A 16,497-nucleotide genomic window follows, 5' to 3' on the forward strand; every position below is an offset into this window, starting at 1 on the left:
AGGTTTGCCCAGACCTAATTGAACTCCAGCAAAAGCTCGTTGTTGTCAATAATAACGTTTTTAAGGGTGAAAGAACCCTTTCCACTAAAAATCACCCGCGTCAGGATTTGAAATTCACTGTTGGTCTGTTCATCAAGGTTTTTTACCTTTGAATTGAAAACTTCCAGTTGCTCCAAATGATTGATAACAGCATTTTGCCAGGCCTCCCAAAGGCCGTATTTCAGGCTGAAATATTGGGGATAAGGGTTTGTAACTTTAATGGAATCAATATCTTTGGCAATTTTGTATTGGAACCAATGATCGAACTCAACAGTACTCATCGTATCATTTCCCGATTCAATAACGATGCCTTCGGGAGAAAAAATCCTATGGTAACTGAATAACTCTTTTGCCCCTGAGCAGGTTTCGTGGTACAGCCAGTTTTTCGATTTTCCGATGATTGCAGGCTTTTTTGACCTGGTCAACTCCGACTCAAAATTCTCCATTAAAATTCTTACCCTGTCACAGTCTTTTGTTGGATTTTGTGATTCGGCCAGGCTGATCAGTAGTACCGCTTCTTGGTTCGCATTGTAATCCTGCTCGATTATACTGATGTTTTCAGGGTTGAAAGATAACTCCGCAAAGATGCTGGTAAATGAGTTGAATTTTCCGAGGGTCTTCCTCGTTTCTTTGTCGAGGTAATAGTTATCAAGCACATTTTCAATCTCATATTCTCTTGATAGGGCCAGCATCGACAAAGCCCTGGCAAATGCCTGGTTGAAAGCTGACACAGAATCCATTCCGGGATCGGAAATGCCGTGAGCCACATGGTGACCTGTGTGATGGTTTAAACCGTCAAAAAACCAGGCTGGCAGCGCAACCGGGCTAAAATTACCCCTGCGGGCGGTTTGCTCTGTCGGAACAGAAATTGTGATTGTGTCATTCTCAAACTGAGCCTCAAATAATCCCTTAAAAGCCTCGTAATCTTTCTCCACCTGCTTTTTATACGGCTCTGTTTGTCCAAATAAATGCACAGTGAAGATGTAGAATAGAAAAAACAGGGAAAATGGTTTTTGCATGATGATTTCAATAAAAAACCCTGACTTCCCGGCGCTTATGGCAAACCACGAAAAGTCAGGGTTGGGAGTTCATTGATTAGGTTTACCTGTTTTTAAACTCCTCCATCTCTTTTTCGAAAGTCTTTTTGAAGTTTTCGTACTGGAAGTCAATTTTCAGCTTCTCGTCGTCTGAAATTCTCTTTGACATACCGTTTGCGATTTCAGCACCGGCCAGCTCAATGGCAACATAACATTTATAGTTGCCCTCGGCTGTTTTGGTGTATTCCTCGCAAATGGTGCGAATGCCATTGAGTTGCTGATCAATTACTTCACGGGATAGTCCTTCGTACCTTTCGCGATCTTCGATGGCCTGACCGGAAGTGTAGCTCGAAAAATAATTGTCAATGACCGCTTTTACCGTGGTTTCGATGGATCCGGCAAGTGCCAGACGGGCATTGCTCATGGCTTTTTTCTTTGCCATACTCTGATTGGTGCTCTCTGCCACATCATTTGCCCTGAAATATTCTGCATCGCTGAAGTATTCAGGACCAGAGCAATACATTTCAATTTTTTCTTCTCCTTTAGGTGCAGATGTACTTTCTTTGGAGGATTTGCAACCCTGCATCAAAGGCATAGCGAACATTGCAGCCACCGCTAAGAACAAAAACGAACGCAAGTAATCTCTTTTCATAACAGTAATTTTTTGAATAATTATTTAGAATGAATGTTGGTGCAAATTTAGCAGTTTTTAAATCTGGTGGATTATTTTTAGAAAATTTTTTCTGACCCTACCCTGAGAGGATGGGACGACAGAAAAAAATAAACCAGTGATCAAACCAAGTCTTGCAGGGTTGAATTATTTTCAAGTAGTAGGATATTTTTTCACCTATAATTGCATTTCCATTAAAATGAATTAATTTTGAAACTCCAAAAGTTAGTCTCAGGTTTTAAATCATCATTATTCAAACAAAATTAAGTCACATGAAAACCAGTCTTTTACGCATTTTAATATTATTGGTTGTCATTGCTTTTATAGTGCTGGTTGCCCAAAATTGCAAAAAGGTTGACCTCGACCGCATTGCTTTGGTAAAAACCCTCAATGTGAGCAATGTCACTACCAATTCGGCGTCGGTGAGTGGCGAGATCATTGATGCCGGCGAGCAGGTGAAAAGTTATGGATTTGTGGTTGCTACCTTCCAAAACCCAACCATTACCGATCAGAAAGTAGTCAGTGGAACATCAGCCCAAACGGGAAACTTCTCCGGGATGGTATCCGGGCTTTCACAGAACACCAACTATTGGGTGCGAAGCTATGTGGAAGGGGAAAATGAGACCGTTTATGGCGATAATCTGTCATTTAAAACAGTGGCCGGTACAAGTTCAGCATGGCTAAACTATGACAACGGTCAGAACGCTGATGGTATCGGTCTGCTCGAAGGTGGCAGCTTTGATGTGGCCATCAGGTTTACACCAGCCCAACTGGCGCCTTACAATGGTTTCAGGGTAACTAAAATCAAATTCTTCCCGCGGATGTATTATTCATCGCAATTCTCGGTGGAGATTTTTACCGGATCAAGTCTTGATGCGATGAGCCTTTCATACTTTGAAGATGTGAACTCACCGGTTCCTGACCAGTGGAATGAGGTCATACTGGAATCCGGCTTTCAGATTGACGCTTCTCAGGAAATGCTTGTCGGGTACTGGATTTACGGGCAGACGGCAGGGTATTATCCGGCGGGGATCGACAGCGGGCCGGCCAACGTGGGCTATGGGGACCTCATTTCGCTGGATGATGGAGTTACCTGGAGTTCATTAACCCAAAGCAGCACTTTTAACGGCAACTGGAACATCCAGGTTTTTGTGACTAACGAGGCAGGAAAAGAATTTAAGATCGGTCATTTGCCAGGTCCTCCCTCCCGAAAGTCAGGCGCTGTCAAGGGATCGCCGAAGATTTCCTCCTTCAGTTCATCTCAACGTTAACCTTTAAAAATTAGAATGTTATGAAAAATATTTATAAAATCCTGGTTTTTTCATTTGTATTGGCCATGCCTTTGGTAATGAGTGTTGAAATCAAAGCTCAGTCGAAGGCACAGGTCGAAAATGTGAATTTTTTCGTTGAAGGCGAGAACCTGGTAATTACTTACGATATCGTCAAGGCCTCCTCGGGTGAGACGTTCGAGGTAAGTGTTAATATTGCAACAACATCCGGAAAGAAAATCAGCGCATTTTCGCTGCAGGGGGATGTGGGCCCCGGGGTGATTGGCGGAAAGTACAAGCGCATCACCTGGGATTTGAAAAAAGACAATGTGTATCTCGATGATGAAATTGAGGTGGAGGTAATCGCTCTCTCGATGGCTGTAAATAGCGGAGTCAATATCGGTGGGGCTTTGCTGCGGTCTGCAATATTTCCCGGATGGGGAAACAGTTATGTGAAAGGAGGTGGACCATACTGGCTTATCGGGGTTGTGGCCTACGGTACGCTTGGAGGTTCAATCTATTTTAACAACCAGGCCTACAATGCTTATGAAGACTATAAAAATGCCACAACAGCCAATGACCGTGACCAGTTCTACAATGATGCCGAGAGTCACAAAAACATGCAGAATACCCTTGCCATCACAACTGGCGCCATATGGGCTATAGACCTGATCTGGACTGCCGTTCAGGCAGGCAACGCAAGGAAACAAGCTGCACAAAATAAAGTCTCGCTGGATTATTATTACGATCCGATGGCGCAACAGCCACTTTTTAGAATTACTTATAACCTGAACTGATGCTTAAAATCCTGACTACTATGAAAACATACATCATCAGCGTTTTACTTTTATTCCTCGCGGCCTTCACAACAGCACAGGTAACCTCAGGTAAAAGCGAAGCCAAACGGGTTACATTCAAACAACCACAACAAGGCATCAACACCCGTGAAATTCCCGACCTGATTATTAAAGAGGAGAAGTTTTCCGACGAAAACGGGAACAACATTATCAATGCCAATGAAGAGTGCCTGATCAGTTTTAAAGTGGGGAACATAGGCAAGGGAATGGCATCAAATGTTGAAGTGACCATTTCGTTGAAAGGTGAAAAAGTGTATGGAGTAGTTTTCGATGAAAAGATCACGATCGGTGATCTTTCCGGTGATTCGGAAAAAGAGGTGACCATTCCGGTGAAAGCCGGCTCGAACACCCAGGACGGGTATGCAGAGTTTTTAATCGAAGTGGCTGAATCTCGCGGTTTTGACGCTTACCCGCTGGAGTTTAAGATCGAAACCCGACGGTTTGCTGAACCGAAACTCGTGATTGCTGATGCCATTTTCAGCACCGAAGATGGGGGTGTCATTAAACTCAACTACCCAATCAACCTCAAAGTGTTGGTTCAGAATATCGGCGAGGGAGAGGCAAAAAATGTAAACGTTAGGTTTGAACTAACCAATCCAAACTGTATTTTCCTTGGGGACAAAGATCAGTATGCGCTCAACTATTTGGACAGGGGAGAAAGTCGGGAGATGGATTTTCTGTTCACAGCCAACCGCCGCTACATTGAGCCAAAAATCCCGGTAAGGGTGGTCGCTACCGAAAGCTTTGGGAGATTTGGCATTGATACATTATTAAATGTTGGGTTGCAGGATAACCTGACAGCACGCAACCAGGTGGTGATCCAGGGCATTGCCACCCCGGAAACAAATATTGAGATTGCCTCATTATCCTCGGAAGTTGACAAAAACATTCCAAGAACAGGAAAAGATTTCCCCTTCAGGTATGCTTTGATCATTGGTAATGAGGATTATTCCAAATACCAGCGGGGGTTGAACACCGAAGCCAACGTAGAATTTGCCCGTCACGATGCCACCATTTTCAAAAATTATGCGCAGGATGTATTTGGGGTTCAGGAGAAAAATATCTTTTTCCTGACCGATGCCACAGCCGGTGAAATGAGGCAGAAGGTAGACCTGATTTCGAAACTTGCCGCCAAATCGTCTGACCAGGCTGAAATTATTTTCTATTATGCCGGTCACGGACTGCCGGATGAAATGAGCAAGGAACCTTACCTGATCCCTGTGGATGTTGCGGGTTCAAATTTAAATGCAGCCATCAAGTTAGCTGACATTTATACAACTTTTAGCGAAAGTGGCGCCCGGCGGGTCACTGTCTTTCTTGATGCCTGCTTCAGCGGTGGCGGACGTGATGCCGGACTGATTGCTGCCAGGGCGGTGAAGGTGAAACCAAAAGAGGATCTGATCACAGGCAATATGGTTGTATTTTCGGCCAGCACCGGCGACCAGTCGGCACTGCCATTCAGGGAAAAACAACACGGAATGTTTACCTATTTCCTGCTGAAAAAACTGCAGGAAAGTAACGGAAATGTTAACTATGGACAGCTATCTGATTACCTTGTTCAAAAGATTTCGATCGAGTCGTTGCGGGTGAATGGAAAAGAACAGGACCCAACGGTTAAAGTCAGCGTGAACCTGAACGAGGACTGGGAAAAATGGACAATCAACTGATTTTTAATTTTTTCAAAATGAAGCAATCAACTATTCTTTGGATCATCGCTTTGATGTTTTTTTGCCGGCCTGATTATTTATACGCCCAGGAGAAAATGACCGTGCGCGCTACGGGTAAATATTTCTCAGCCGAACTCAGCCCCAAACAAACACGCGATCGCGCCATTGAAGAGGCCAAGCGGGAGGCGCTGAACAAGGCAGGCGTAGCCGAATCCATCTCATTCACCGATTTCAGCTATCAGTTTGAAGACAATGAGCGCTTCAAAGAAATTTTTCAATCCATTTCGGCCATCGAAACCGGAGGGGAAATCATCGTGGATACCATACTGACTGAAAAGCGTTACTTTAACGAGTTTGGTAATATGGTGATCGAAGTGGAGATAGAAGCAACCATTTATCAGCACAATGTTTCAGCCGACCCATCTTTCAGGTTCACCATCGAAGGGATTGACGAGGTGTATAAAAGTGGCGATCTGCTGCTGTTTAACTTCACCCCGACACAAAATGGCTACCTGAAGATTTTCAACATCACTGATACCGACGCAGAAACTTACCTGCTTTATCCCTATGTTGATCCTGAACATTTAAGCCTGAATGATGACCCCGACAGGAATTTCGTGCGCAGAACAACAGTCAGATTTCCGGTCAACCCCGTGTTCGACCACGGTTATTCCCTTGAGTTGGACAACCCGGAACGCACCCAGGAATTCAACATCCTGATGTTTGTATTCACCAAACAAAACATCCCCTTCCTTGAGCCGGTGAACTTTACAAACATGATGCGGTGGATCTACGCCATCCCCCCCGATCAGCGAACAACAGAGCAGTTTGGGTTTGTGATTAAGAAATGATCAAACCTGACGGGTTTGTTAACACATTTCAGGAGTTTTAAAAAGCAGAACCTATGCAAATCACAACTTCAACTTGTGATTTGCATAAAATAAACCGAAATCCACTAACGACAATGGTTTTGAGCTAAACCTGACAGGTTTTGGAAACCTGTCAGGTTTTACGTCCCTCACGCCCTTTTGCAACACTCGTTTCCTTAGCTCAAAAGGTATGACCGGAAAAGCAGGCCAACTAAACTATGGGAAAAGAGCCAACCGGAAACCGTTGTTGCTGAGGCGAGGGTCGGGCTCGTAGCTGAAGCGATAGGCAACCCGGCAGTACTGAGCGCTGATGTTCCAGCTGCCGCCGTGCAACACGCGGTAGGAGCCTGAAGCCGGTCCCTGTGGGTTGTTTTGCGGGCTGTTTTTGTAATAATCTGAACCATACCAGTCGCTGCACCACTCCCACACATTACCGCTCATGTCGTAAAGGCCCAACTCGTTGGGCTTTTTGCGGCCTACTGGGTGGGTTTTGCAATTGTTTTTAGAAATTTTATCAGAATCCCAACTGCCGCTTAGCCTTTTATCACCTGAGTTTTCCCAGTACCAGGCCACCTCGTCAATATTATTGCTGCCTGAATAGCGGGTTGGTGAGCCTGCCGAACCACCCCGCGCTGCGTATTCCCATTCTGCTTCAGTAGGCAATCGGTATTTCTTGCCGGTTTTCTGGTTCAACTTTTTGATAAATTCCTGAATGTCATTCCAACTTACGCTCTCTACCGGGCAATCATCACAACCTGAAAAACGAGATGGGTTGCTGAGAGAAGTCGAAGCACCCATGATTTCCCGCCACTGCTTTTGGGTTACCTCATACTTTCCCATATAAAAATCGCTTACCGTTACCTGGTGGGTGGGTTTTTCGTCGCTGCCGCAATCGCTTTGCTCGCTGGTGCAGCCCATGGTAAAGGTTCCTCCTTTTACAAAAACCATTTCGATGCCGAAGCTGTCGGCTTTTTTGGCGCGCACTTCAAACACAATGTTGCTGCCCTGCAGCTTTTCGCGGTCGGCCAGCACATCCCAGGTAATTGAGCGGCTGTAGCCGGGTTTTACTTTTTGGCCTACATCGCCGCTCACGCCGGCCACAAGGCTGCCAAAAGCGCTGCCGCCATCAGTGGAACAGTAAAGCGCCACCTCAAACTCATCAGCCGAAGAGGCGCCGCTGATGTCGTAGTTTACCACAATCTTTTTCCCTTCCTGGCGGGCGGTAACGTTGGTGATCTGCTGCGAAAATCCCTGCAAACAAAGGCAGGTGATGAGGGTTGTGAAAATTAAATGTTTCATTATTTTGCTTTTTATTTTTTAAACCTGACAGGTTTTGTTTAACTCCAGCCACTTTTCAATGGCCTCAAAATCTAATTTTTGTTGATGACAATATTTGAAATTTTCTTCATCCTCAAACCAACCGATTACCTCCGCACGGCAGAGACGTGTTGGTTTATCGGAGAGGCAGGTGTGATAGCTGCTCCATTGGTAATCCAATGGATGTTTGCAAAATTCATGATGTACTGGATTAAGATGAATGTAGAGTACCAATTGCCGTAAATACTCGATGCTGTGCACCGCCTTTCGCTTGAACGGCCGCTCAAACAAAGCTCCGTGCCGGTGATTGCGCTTGTTGTAGGCTTTGGAATAAGCATTAAATAGGTTTGACAGATATTGGTGGGGTGGTTTTAAACCTAACAGGTTTTGAAAACCTGTCAGGTTTGGTTTGGAACCTGTCAGGTTTGTAATTTTCTCCACCTCCTTCACCCTCATTAAAAAATGAAAATGGTTAGGCATCAACACCCAGGCATAGATATCGGCAATCTGCGAAAGGTGCTGATCGCAGAGTTTCATGAAGTAGATGTAATTTTCATTGTCCATGAAAACATTGCTACCATTAATACCACGGTTGAAAATGTGGTAAAAGTTGCCGTAGGTTAGTGGTTCTGTTTTTTCCATTTTGCTTCTATTTTAAACCTGACAGGTTTTGGCCACCTTTAAACCTGACAGGTTTTGGAAACCTGTCAGGTTTTTACGGATTCATCAGCCAGTTTTCCCATTGTCCGGTTATGGCTGGGCTTACCAGCGTGGTGGGGTCCTGCGGTTTGGCGTTCACCCGCAGCGATTCGATGCCAACCTGTTGGCCAAGGTAGTCCGACAGTGCCGAAAGTGAAATATTACCGCCGGTTTCCTGGAGTTTTTTCAGCAGGTGGTAGGTAAACATACCGTGTTTCTGTGCCTGGTAAGGCAACGAGGTTTGCTCGCCGGTGCTGGCGCTGAACACCACCATGTTGCCCATGGGGATGTCTTCTTTCGGCCTGACTTTCACCGCCCGTGCTGCCAGCAGGCCGGATTCGCGGCCGCCACCGCTGAAGCAGGCATCCAAAAAGATGAGGACGCGGGCAGCGCCGGTTTCGGCAAATTTCTGGTAAATGTCGCTCAGCTTTATGGCTGACGTGAGGTTGGCGGCGCTTACGTCCACCGGCATCAAGTATGGTGTGCGGGTGTTCTCGTCAGGGAATCCATGGCCGGCATAGTAAAAGATAAGCTCGGCATCGCTACCCGCACGTTTTATAATTTCGGTTACACGGTTGATCTCCTGTTTCATGGTGGCCGCTGTGGCATTGGTGAGGTGGAAAATATTTTGCTGCTCGACCCCTAACGTTTTTTGCGCATACTGGGCAAAAATGGCGGCATCGTTCTGCGCAAAAGCAACATTTGACTCAGTGGTCAGGTTCATCTGGTAGTCGGTGTAGTTTTCGTTGCCGATGATCAGGGCATAGCGCCGGGGATAGGTTTTCCCGGATGCCGGGATGTTTTTATCCACCTCGCTGGTGAGCGTGCCAATGGTTATGGCAGCTTGCTGCTCGCGCGCAGCCACCGGGTTGATGACCAGCTCTTTTTGCGCGATTTCCTGGTCAATTTCGAGGGTAATCTCTTTGGTTTGGCCATATTTTCCGTGCTTTTCTGAAATCTCAAATTTCAAGGGGATCACATTCTGTTGGTAGAGATTATTTGTAATCAGCTCGTATTTTATGGTTTTGGAGTCCCCCGAAGCCATGCTTACGAACGTTGAAATTTCATTAGCTGAAGTGCAATACATGTTTTCGGGATAGAGAAGTTTTACGGAAACATGGTCAGCAACTCCAACTCCAGTATTTTGTACCAGGATTTCCAGTTCAAATGGCCGACGTTTCTGGATACGGTTTCCCTGAGAAGTGCGCACGGCATAATCGGCCAGGATCAGCTTTGGTGCTTTGAAGGCGCGGGTTTCCACTTCGATCACCACCGGGTCGCTGTCGAAGCCGTTAGGCTCGGTAACGGCAAGCTGAAAAATGGCTTTTCCGTTTTCGGTGTTCATCCCGGCTTTTATGCGGTGTTCGAGTTTTGTACTTTGTCCGGCCGGCAACAACGGGAGCGAACGATCTTTATCAAAGGTTAACCCAGCAGCTCCGCCTGTTTCGGTCACGTGCAGCTTTAAACCGATACCGTCACCACGGCCGCTGTTTTTCAGCGTAAACGAAATGGTTACCTCTTCAGCAGCGTCAATGGCAGCATTGCCGTTTTGGTCGGTAAGTTCGATAGAGGCGGTTTCAATTTCGAGATAGGGTGGTTTTGGCGGGTCTTTAGTGATGTTGAAATTGTACTCGCCCGAGCGGCCTTTGATTTCCTGTGCGAAACCCTGCAGGGCGGCAAGGGCGATGAGAAGCAGTAAAATGTTCTTTTTCATTGTGTTATGTTTTAATAAACCTGACAGGTTTCAAAAACCTGTCAGGTTTAAACCATCCCCAAAGATAAAAACTAATTTTATTTAAAAGCCCCAGAATTTTTCTTGTCAAAATCATCCCTATGGGAAATTAAAATAAATGCGTTTGTTTTTCAATCACCACCATCGGCAAACTGCTCCTGAAAATATTTGTAAATCTCAAATTGCGACCTCACCGGGATGGCTGAATCTGTTTTCCGGTATTGGTTCACGTTTTCTACACTTATCAGCCGGGCTTTGGTGTTGTCGCGAAGTTGTATCTGAAGAATCGTCCAGAGTTCATCCTTTATGACCGGATCAAAGATGGGCGTGGTCACTTCAATGCGATAATCGAGGTTACGCTGCATCCAGTCGGCTGAGGAAATAAAAAATTCCTTGTTCCCATCGTTACAAAACACATAAAGCCTTGAATGCTCGAGGAATTTATCCACTACACTGTAAGCCTCTATATTCTCGCTTAAACCTTTTACACCCGGAATCAGTACGCAAATTCCCCTGACAATGATTTTGATGTCCACACCGGCTTTACTGGCTTCGTATAGCTTGTAGGTGATTTTTTTATCAACAAGGCTATTGAGCTTCAATACCATCCACGCTTCCTTCCCTTCTCTGGCATTTTTTATCTCCCTGTTAATGAGTTTAATAAAAAAGTCTCTTGTGTCGAATGGCGATACGATTAGTTTTTTGAATTTTGGAATGAAATAACGCGACTCGAAAAGCTGAAAAACCTTGTAAACATCCATGGCAATGTCCTGGTCGGCAGTGAGGAGACTCTTGTCAGCATAAACCTTGGCTGTGGATTCGTTGAAGTTGCCGGTGCTGATGTTAGCGTAATACACGTTTGACTGGTTTTCTTTCCGGCGGATAAGGATCAATTTGCTATGCACCTTCAGGCCGGGAATAGTGGGTAATATCTTTACACCGGTCTTTTGCAGGAGTTCAGCCCAGTAGATGTTGGCTTCTTCGTCGAAACGGGCCTGGATTTCGAGGAAAACCGTCACTGACTTACCGTTGCGCGCAGCGTTCATCAGGGCGTTCATTACATTTGAATTGCTGGCAGCGCGGTAAAAGGTCATTTTTATCGAACGAACATCCGGATCGATAGAGGCTTCTCTCAGCAAATCCACGATATACTGGAACGACTGATAAGGATAATGCAGCATGATATCGCGGTTTCTGATCTCCCTCAAAATACTCGAATGTACCGTCAATCCTTTGTGGGGCATTGGTGGAGTGGGCGGATAGACCAGTTTTGGCGATCCAACTTTTGGAAAAGCCATGAAATCCTTGAAATTGTGATAGCGCCCACCACCACGCTGATGGTCGTCCTCAAGCAGATGTAGTTTTTTTCGGATTATTTTTAAAAACGGTTTTGGGATAGTATTATCATAAACAAACCTGACCGGATACCCCTGCTCGCGCTGCTTGATGCTTTCGGCCATGATCTCAAGGAAACTTTTTTGCACGTCGTTATCGATATCCAGCTCGGCATCACGGGTGATTTTAAAGGTGTAAGCCTGGAAAGTGTCGTAACCGAAAATGGAAAAAATGTACTGTAAACCATGCCGGACAACATCGTCGAGCAGCATGATGAAAATTTTCCCGTCTTCGTCCGGCAGGATCAGAAAGCGCGACACCTGGTCGGTAGGCAGCCTGATTACCGCATGATCTTCCTTTTCAGGATCGTTGGATGCAACCATGTGAATGGCAAGGTATATAGACCGGTCTTCAACATCGTCATCTGCGTTCAGGTTGTCGATCATGATCGGAAAGAGAAATGGCCTGACGCTGTTCAGAAAGTAATTGGTCACAAAATTTACCTGGCTGGATGAAAGTTCCTGCTCGCTGATAATAAACACATTTTCCTGCTTCAACTGTTCAACAATGGTCTGGAATGTTTCCGTAAAGACTTTTTCCTGCTCGGCAACGATTTGGTGAATCTGTGCGAGCAGTTCTGCCGGCGATTGCTTGATTTTGTAATCCAGTTGTTCCACATTCAGCATCCTGTTCAGGGTAGCCACCCTAACCCTGAAAAACTCATCCCTGTTGTTGGAGAAAATCCCTAAAAACTTCAGCTTTTCGATTAAAGGTGTGGATTCATCCCGGGCTTCCTGCAACACACGGTCGTTAAAATGCAGCCAGCTGATCTCCCGGTTGATCATCGGATACTTCTTCTCGCTCTTCGTCATAACTAATCCTTCTTTTTAAGCATGGATGGGGTAATCACAAAATTGGTATCAAATTTAGCTGTGCTCAGGTTTACCCACTGGTCGGTATAAAAATTTATGCTGACCAAACCCGATGTTGGAAGCCATTCGATTTTTTCGTCGAGGAAGAGGTTTACAAAATTGGTGAGGGTGGGGTTATGACCCACAAGCATCACTGAGCTTATTTCATCGGAAAGGTCATAAAACTGGTCAATCAGATTTTCTTCGTGGGAGTGATAAATCATTTTGTTAATTCTGATTTTATCAAGTGGGTAGCCAATAGCTCTGGCAATGATTTTGGCTGTGTCGAATGCCCTGACGGCATGGCTTGACAGGATCAGGTCGATACTGATCTGGTTGTTGATCAAGTATTCGTTGATCAGCCGCGTGCGTTTTTTGCCTTTATCAATCAATGGGCGCTCTTCATCGCTCAGGTGCGGGAAATCCCACGAGGATTTGGCATGGCGCAGAATATAAACAGTTTTCATATGGTTAGCTTAAATATTTGACAACGGTCAAAATTACTGTTTTAGTCCGAATAGTTTTGTCTGCTGATCGATTTAACAGAAAATTAATCCTGGTATGCCCAGCTTGGATATTTACCGTATGAAAAATCCCTTGAAATCCTGTTCAGAAAAACGGTTTGAAAGTAAAAGAATTTTCTTTAATCCTGGCTGTTTTGAAGCTGTTGAATGAATAAAAAAACCTGCCGGGAAGGTTATCCTGGCAGGCTTTTTAATTTTTATGTCAGAATCGCTTATGGAAATATAATTACTCCGGGCGCTGACATTTTCACGAAGTAGGCTTTCCCCGGCTGCAGCAATCCAATCGTGTTGATGTTGTAGGCCGGCCAGAACACATTAACATCGGCAACTGCTTTAACCAGGTCAACGCTGTTGGCCACATTGGCAAAAAGGTCAACAACTGCCAAGGGTTCGTCGCTAATGACCGGGATCAGATTCCATCCTTCGTTGAGTTGCAGGGTTTTATTCGGCTCAGGCTGACCCGTTATGGTCAGGGTTACTTCATCGGTAAGCTTAATCTGGTAAGCAGACTGACTTTCCCAATTTTCGATGGTGTTTGTTCCGCCGGCTGGATAATAAAATTCAGTCATAGTCTGGATAATAATCAACTCAGGAAGAATAGCACTCAGCAAGGCTTCGATGTCGGTAGTTTCCGGCAACAGGTAGCTCGAAAGGCCACTCCAGCCCGCAGGCAGGGTGATTGCATGTTGTAATGGACAAGTTCCACAATAACCGAAGCAGACCAAATCAAGTATTGTTGGTTCGAGGGGGACATCGAAAAAGCGCTTCAATCCTCCAAAACCATCATCCACACCACACTCTGCCGGAACATTTTCAACAATCCCCGTTTCATAAGAATTACCGTTGATGTAACGGTAGGTTTGATAGGTGCCGGCTGGCAGAATAATCTCAACAGTGTATATCTCATCACCAATGTTGGTTAATGGGGTTGTTTCAGGATTCCATCCCTGGAAATCACCTACAAGGTGCACTCCATCAGGTGAAACTTCCTGCAACGACATGTCCACCTGGAAAGTAACTGCAACCAGCACGGGACATTCTCCACATCCACCAAAACAGACAGGATTTAACGAAATACCATTTTCAGGTACAGTCAGAAAGCGGTTTCCGTTTTGACCGCAAGCTTCAGGAACAATCTCTGCATAATCAAATGAGGGACCGTTGAGATATTTGAATTCATAATAATCTCCGGTAGTTAAAGTAGCGGTGTAGGTGTAGATATTTTCCCCGACAGGAGTCATTGGGGTTGCATCACTTATCCATCCCTGGAAGCTACCAGATATGAAAACACCATCCGGAGAAACAACCTCATTGGTCATATCCACGCTGAACGTTACTTCAACTTCCACCGGGATAACACATTCCTCGCATGAGCCAAAACACACCAGATCTAATACTACATCTTCCTGTGGAACAGTGAAAAATCGGTTAAACCCACCAAAAGTATCATCCACACCACATTCTTCCGGAACTGACTCGGCAAAAGCGAAGTCATTGCCGTTGATATACTTAAACTCAGCATATTGATTAGCCGCGAAAACAACCGTAACCTCCCAAATTCCATTTCCCATATCCGTCATTGGAGTGTTTGAGGCATTCCAGCCCTGGAAAGACCCGGCCAGATGAACACCATCTTCCGATACCACTTCATTGGTCATGTCCACCCTGAAAGTCACGTTTACCGGGTCGCAGGGACCACATTCAGCAAAGCAGACTGCATCCAGGGTCAAATCGTAGGATGGTGCGATTACTTTTCGCCAGTAACCCCCTGTAAATGGAGTCCCAACGCGGCATTCTGCAGGGATGACCTCGTAACTTTGAACCGTTGCCCCATTGGCAAATTTGTAGTTGATCGAGTCGTTTTCGATGAAAGTTAACGTGACTGAATAAGTGCCATTTCCCATATCAACCATGGGGTTGAGTAGTAGGTTTCCTCCCTGTAAAACCAGGTGAACGCCATCGGGAGATACGGTTTGCTCTGACATATCCACCAGAAAAGTCATGTTCACCTCAACAGGTCCGGGGCAGGGGCCGCAGGATCCATAGCAAACCAGATCGAGTGTCGCATTGGTTTGTGGAACAGTGAAGTAGCGATTGTTGCTGTTGGAACACTCTGGAGGCAGGTTCTCTGATTGTTCCCAGGTTGTTCCGTTAACAAATTTGTACTCCTGATATGTTCCCGAGTTAAGTGTGGTTGTGAAAACATAAATATTATCACCAGCGTTGGTCATTAAAGTTGCTCCCGGGTCCCATCCCTGAAACCCTCCGGCAATATGGATACCTGAAGGAGAAACCGTTTCGTTACTCATATCTACCTGGAAAGTCACCTGAACCGGCACCGGCGGAGGTCCGCAAGGGTAGCAACTGCCATAACAAACTGCATCTAATGTTGATGAGACACTTGGTACAATAATAAATCGATCACCCCCTTGTGCACAAGCTCCGGGGACGGTTTCCCACGCAGCTCCATTTTTAAATTTATATTTGTGATAATCACCCGAGCCTAACGAAAGTGTAAGTGAGTAAATATTGTCTCCGATTGGGTTCATCGGGTTGGCAGTCTGGTTCCAGTTGTTGAATGTTCCGACAAGAAAAACACCTTGTGGAGAAATGGTTTGCTGAGACATATCCACCTGAAAAGTAACATCTACAACAGGAGGGTTGCAAATATTGCAACTGCCAAAACAAACTTCCGGAAGTACAGTGTTTGTTTCCGGAACCAATAAAAACCGGTTATTATCATTTCCGGTAGTACATGGTCCTAAGATTGGCTCAACATTAGCCCATGTATTGCCATTGATAAACTTGTATAAGGCAGTGCTTCCCGGGGTAAGATTGAAGGTGAGTTCATAAATGTTGTCACCAACCGGGTTCATCATCGAGGCACTTGGAATCCAGCCCTGGAAGTTTCCTGCAATGTGCACGCCAAGCGGTGAAACAGTTTCGTTTGACATATCTACCCTGAAAGTGACCTCCACTCCTAAGGCTTGCTCCTGCACAGTGGTTGATGTAAGGTAGATAACATCACCGGAATTATTACCATTTCCGTTAGCTGCATTTAACGCGGCGTAAAACGTAACATCTCCCGCACCTGGATTGGGTGCTATCCAATTCATACTCCATGTTTTAGTATTGCCTGTAGGAGTAGTACCGGCAGCAAGATGGGTTACCGCTTTGTTTTGATTGACCAGCTTGGTCTGAGTGGAATTGGTAATGATAAATGTCCCGACTTTTGCTCCAGCACTGTTTTCAGCGGTGAGTTCAAAACCAAATTTTACAACCCCGTTATGCGTGCCGGTAGCTGTGATGGTATAGGTTTGACCGGGAACATAGCCTGTCGGAGGAATGTTGGACGTAATCCAGCTTGTGGCATTTTGTGGTGTGCCTGTATGGCAACCGGTACAATTTTGTCCATTATCGCCAACTGAGCCCGTTCTTCCTCCAGGCGAACCGTTGCTCGATGCCAATAGAATAAATATTACCGGCACAAACAACAATAGAATAGATTTATTTAAAGTCTTCATAACATTTTGAATTTTATGTTTTTAAACATCAATTTATTAATTAAACCC

Annotated in this window: 12 protein-coding genes; 4 read left to right on the forward strand and 8 right to left on the reverse strand. The window is 45.3% G+C overall.

Annotation, left to right across the window (positions count from 1 at the left end; translation table 11 throughout):
- Positions 1 to 14: 14 nt before the first annotated feature.
- Both IH598_04850 and IH598_04855 read right to left on the reverse strand, forming a co-directional pair.
- Positions 15 to 1,058 carry a hypothetical protein gene (locus IH598_04850; protein MBE0637826.1) on the reverse strand — a complete coding sequence of 348 codons (1,044 nt, stop codon included), beginning with the start codon at positions 1,056 to 1,058 and terminating at the stop codon, positions 15 to 17.
- Between the two features lie 82 nt (positions 1,059 to 1,140).
- The gene (locus IH598_04855; GenBank protein MBE0637827.1) at positions 1,141 to 1,662 is read right to left on the reverse strand and encodes a hypothetical protein; all 522 of its coding nucleotides are present in this window, start codon (positions 1,660 to 1,662) and stop codon (positions 1,141 to 1,143) included.
- 356 nt (positions 1,663 to 2,018) lie between these two features.
- On the opposite strand from IH598_04855, the gene IH598_04860 reads away from it, so the two are divergent.
- The 4 genes from IH598_04860 to IH598_04875 are packed head-to-tail and all read left to right on the forward strand — an operon-like array spanning position 2,019 to position 6,389.
- A complete protein-coding gene (locus IH598_04860; protein ID MBE0637828.1) occupies positions 2,019 to 3,017 on the forward strand; it encodes a hypothetical protein in 999 nt (332 codons plus the stop codon).
- Positions 3,018 to 3,037: 20 nt separating this feature from the next.
- A complete protein-coding gene (locus IH598_04865) occupies positions 3,038 to 3,811 on the forward strand; it encodes a hypothetical protein (GenBank protein ID MBE0637829.1) in 774 nt (257 codons plus the stop codon).
- A gap of 20 nt (positions 3,812 to 3,831) precedes the next feature.
- Entirely contained in the window at positions 3,832 to 5,538 is a 1,707-nt protein-coding gene (locus IH598_04870) for a caspase family protein (protein MBE0637830.1), read from the forward strand.
- 17 nt (positions 5,539 to 5,555) lie between these two features.
- Complete coding sequence (locus tag IH598_04875) at positions 5,556 to 6,389, forward strand: hypothetical protein (GenBank protein ID MBE0637831.1); 834 nt, start codon at positions 5,556 to 5,558, stop codon at positions 6,387 to 6,389.
- Between the two features lie 234 nt (positions 6,390 to 6,623).
- Here IH598_04875 and IH598_04880 read toward each other — a convergent pair whose 3' ends face one another.
- The 6 genes from IH598_04880 to IH598_04905 form a co-directional block, all read right to left on the reverse strand.
- Complete coding sequence (locus IH598_04880) at positions 6,624 to 7,706, reverse strand: formylglycine-generating enzyme family protein (protein MBE0637832.1); 1,083 nt, start codon at positions 7,704 to 7,706, stop codon at positions 6,624 to 6,626.
- A gap of 18 nt (positions 7,707 to 7,724) precedes the next feature.
- The gene (locus IH598_04885; GenBank protein MBE0637833.1) at positions 7,725 to 8,366 is read right to left on the reverse strand and encodes a hypothetical protein; all 642 of its coding nucleotides are present in this window, start codon (positions 8,364 to 8,366) and stop codon (positions 7,725 to 7,727) included.
- 73 nt (positions 8,367 to 8,439) lie between these two features.
- On the reverse strand, positions 8,440 to 10,137 hold the full coding sequence (locus IH598_04890) for a caspase family protein (GenBank protein MBE0637834.1): 1,698 nt from the start codon (positions 10,135 to 10,137) through the stop codon (positions 8,440 to 8,442).
- A gap of 149 nt (positions 10,138 to 10,286) precedes the next feature.
- The gene (ppk1, locus tag IH598_04895) at positions 10,287 to 12,362 is read right to left on the reverse strand and encodes a polyphosphate kinase 1 (protein MBE0637835.1); all 2,076 of its coding nucleotides are present in this window, start codon (positions 12,360 to 12,362) and stop codon (positions 10,287 to 10,289) included.
- Positions 12,363 to 12,364: 2 nt separating this feature from the next.
- Positions 12,365 to 12,868 (reverse strand): histidine phosphatase family protein, encoded by a 504-nt coding sequence (locus tag IH598_04900; protein ID MBE0637836.1) that lies wholly within the window; start codon positions 12,866 to 12,868, stop codon positions 12,365 to 12,367.
- Positions 12,869 to 13,137: 269 nt separating this feature from the next.
- Complete coding sequence (locus tag IH598_04905; protein ID MBE0637837.1) at positions 13,138 to 16,449, reverse strand: hypothetical protein; 3,312 nt, start codon at positions 16,447 to 16,449, stop codon at positions 13,138 to 13,140.
- Positions 16,450 to 16,497: the final 48 nt, after the last annotated feature.

This window comes from Bacteroidales bacterium, from assembly GCA_014860585.1.
GTDB lineage: Bacteria > Bacteroidota > Bacteroidia > Bacteroidales > 4484-276 > RZYY01.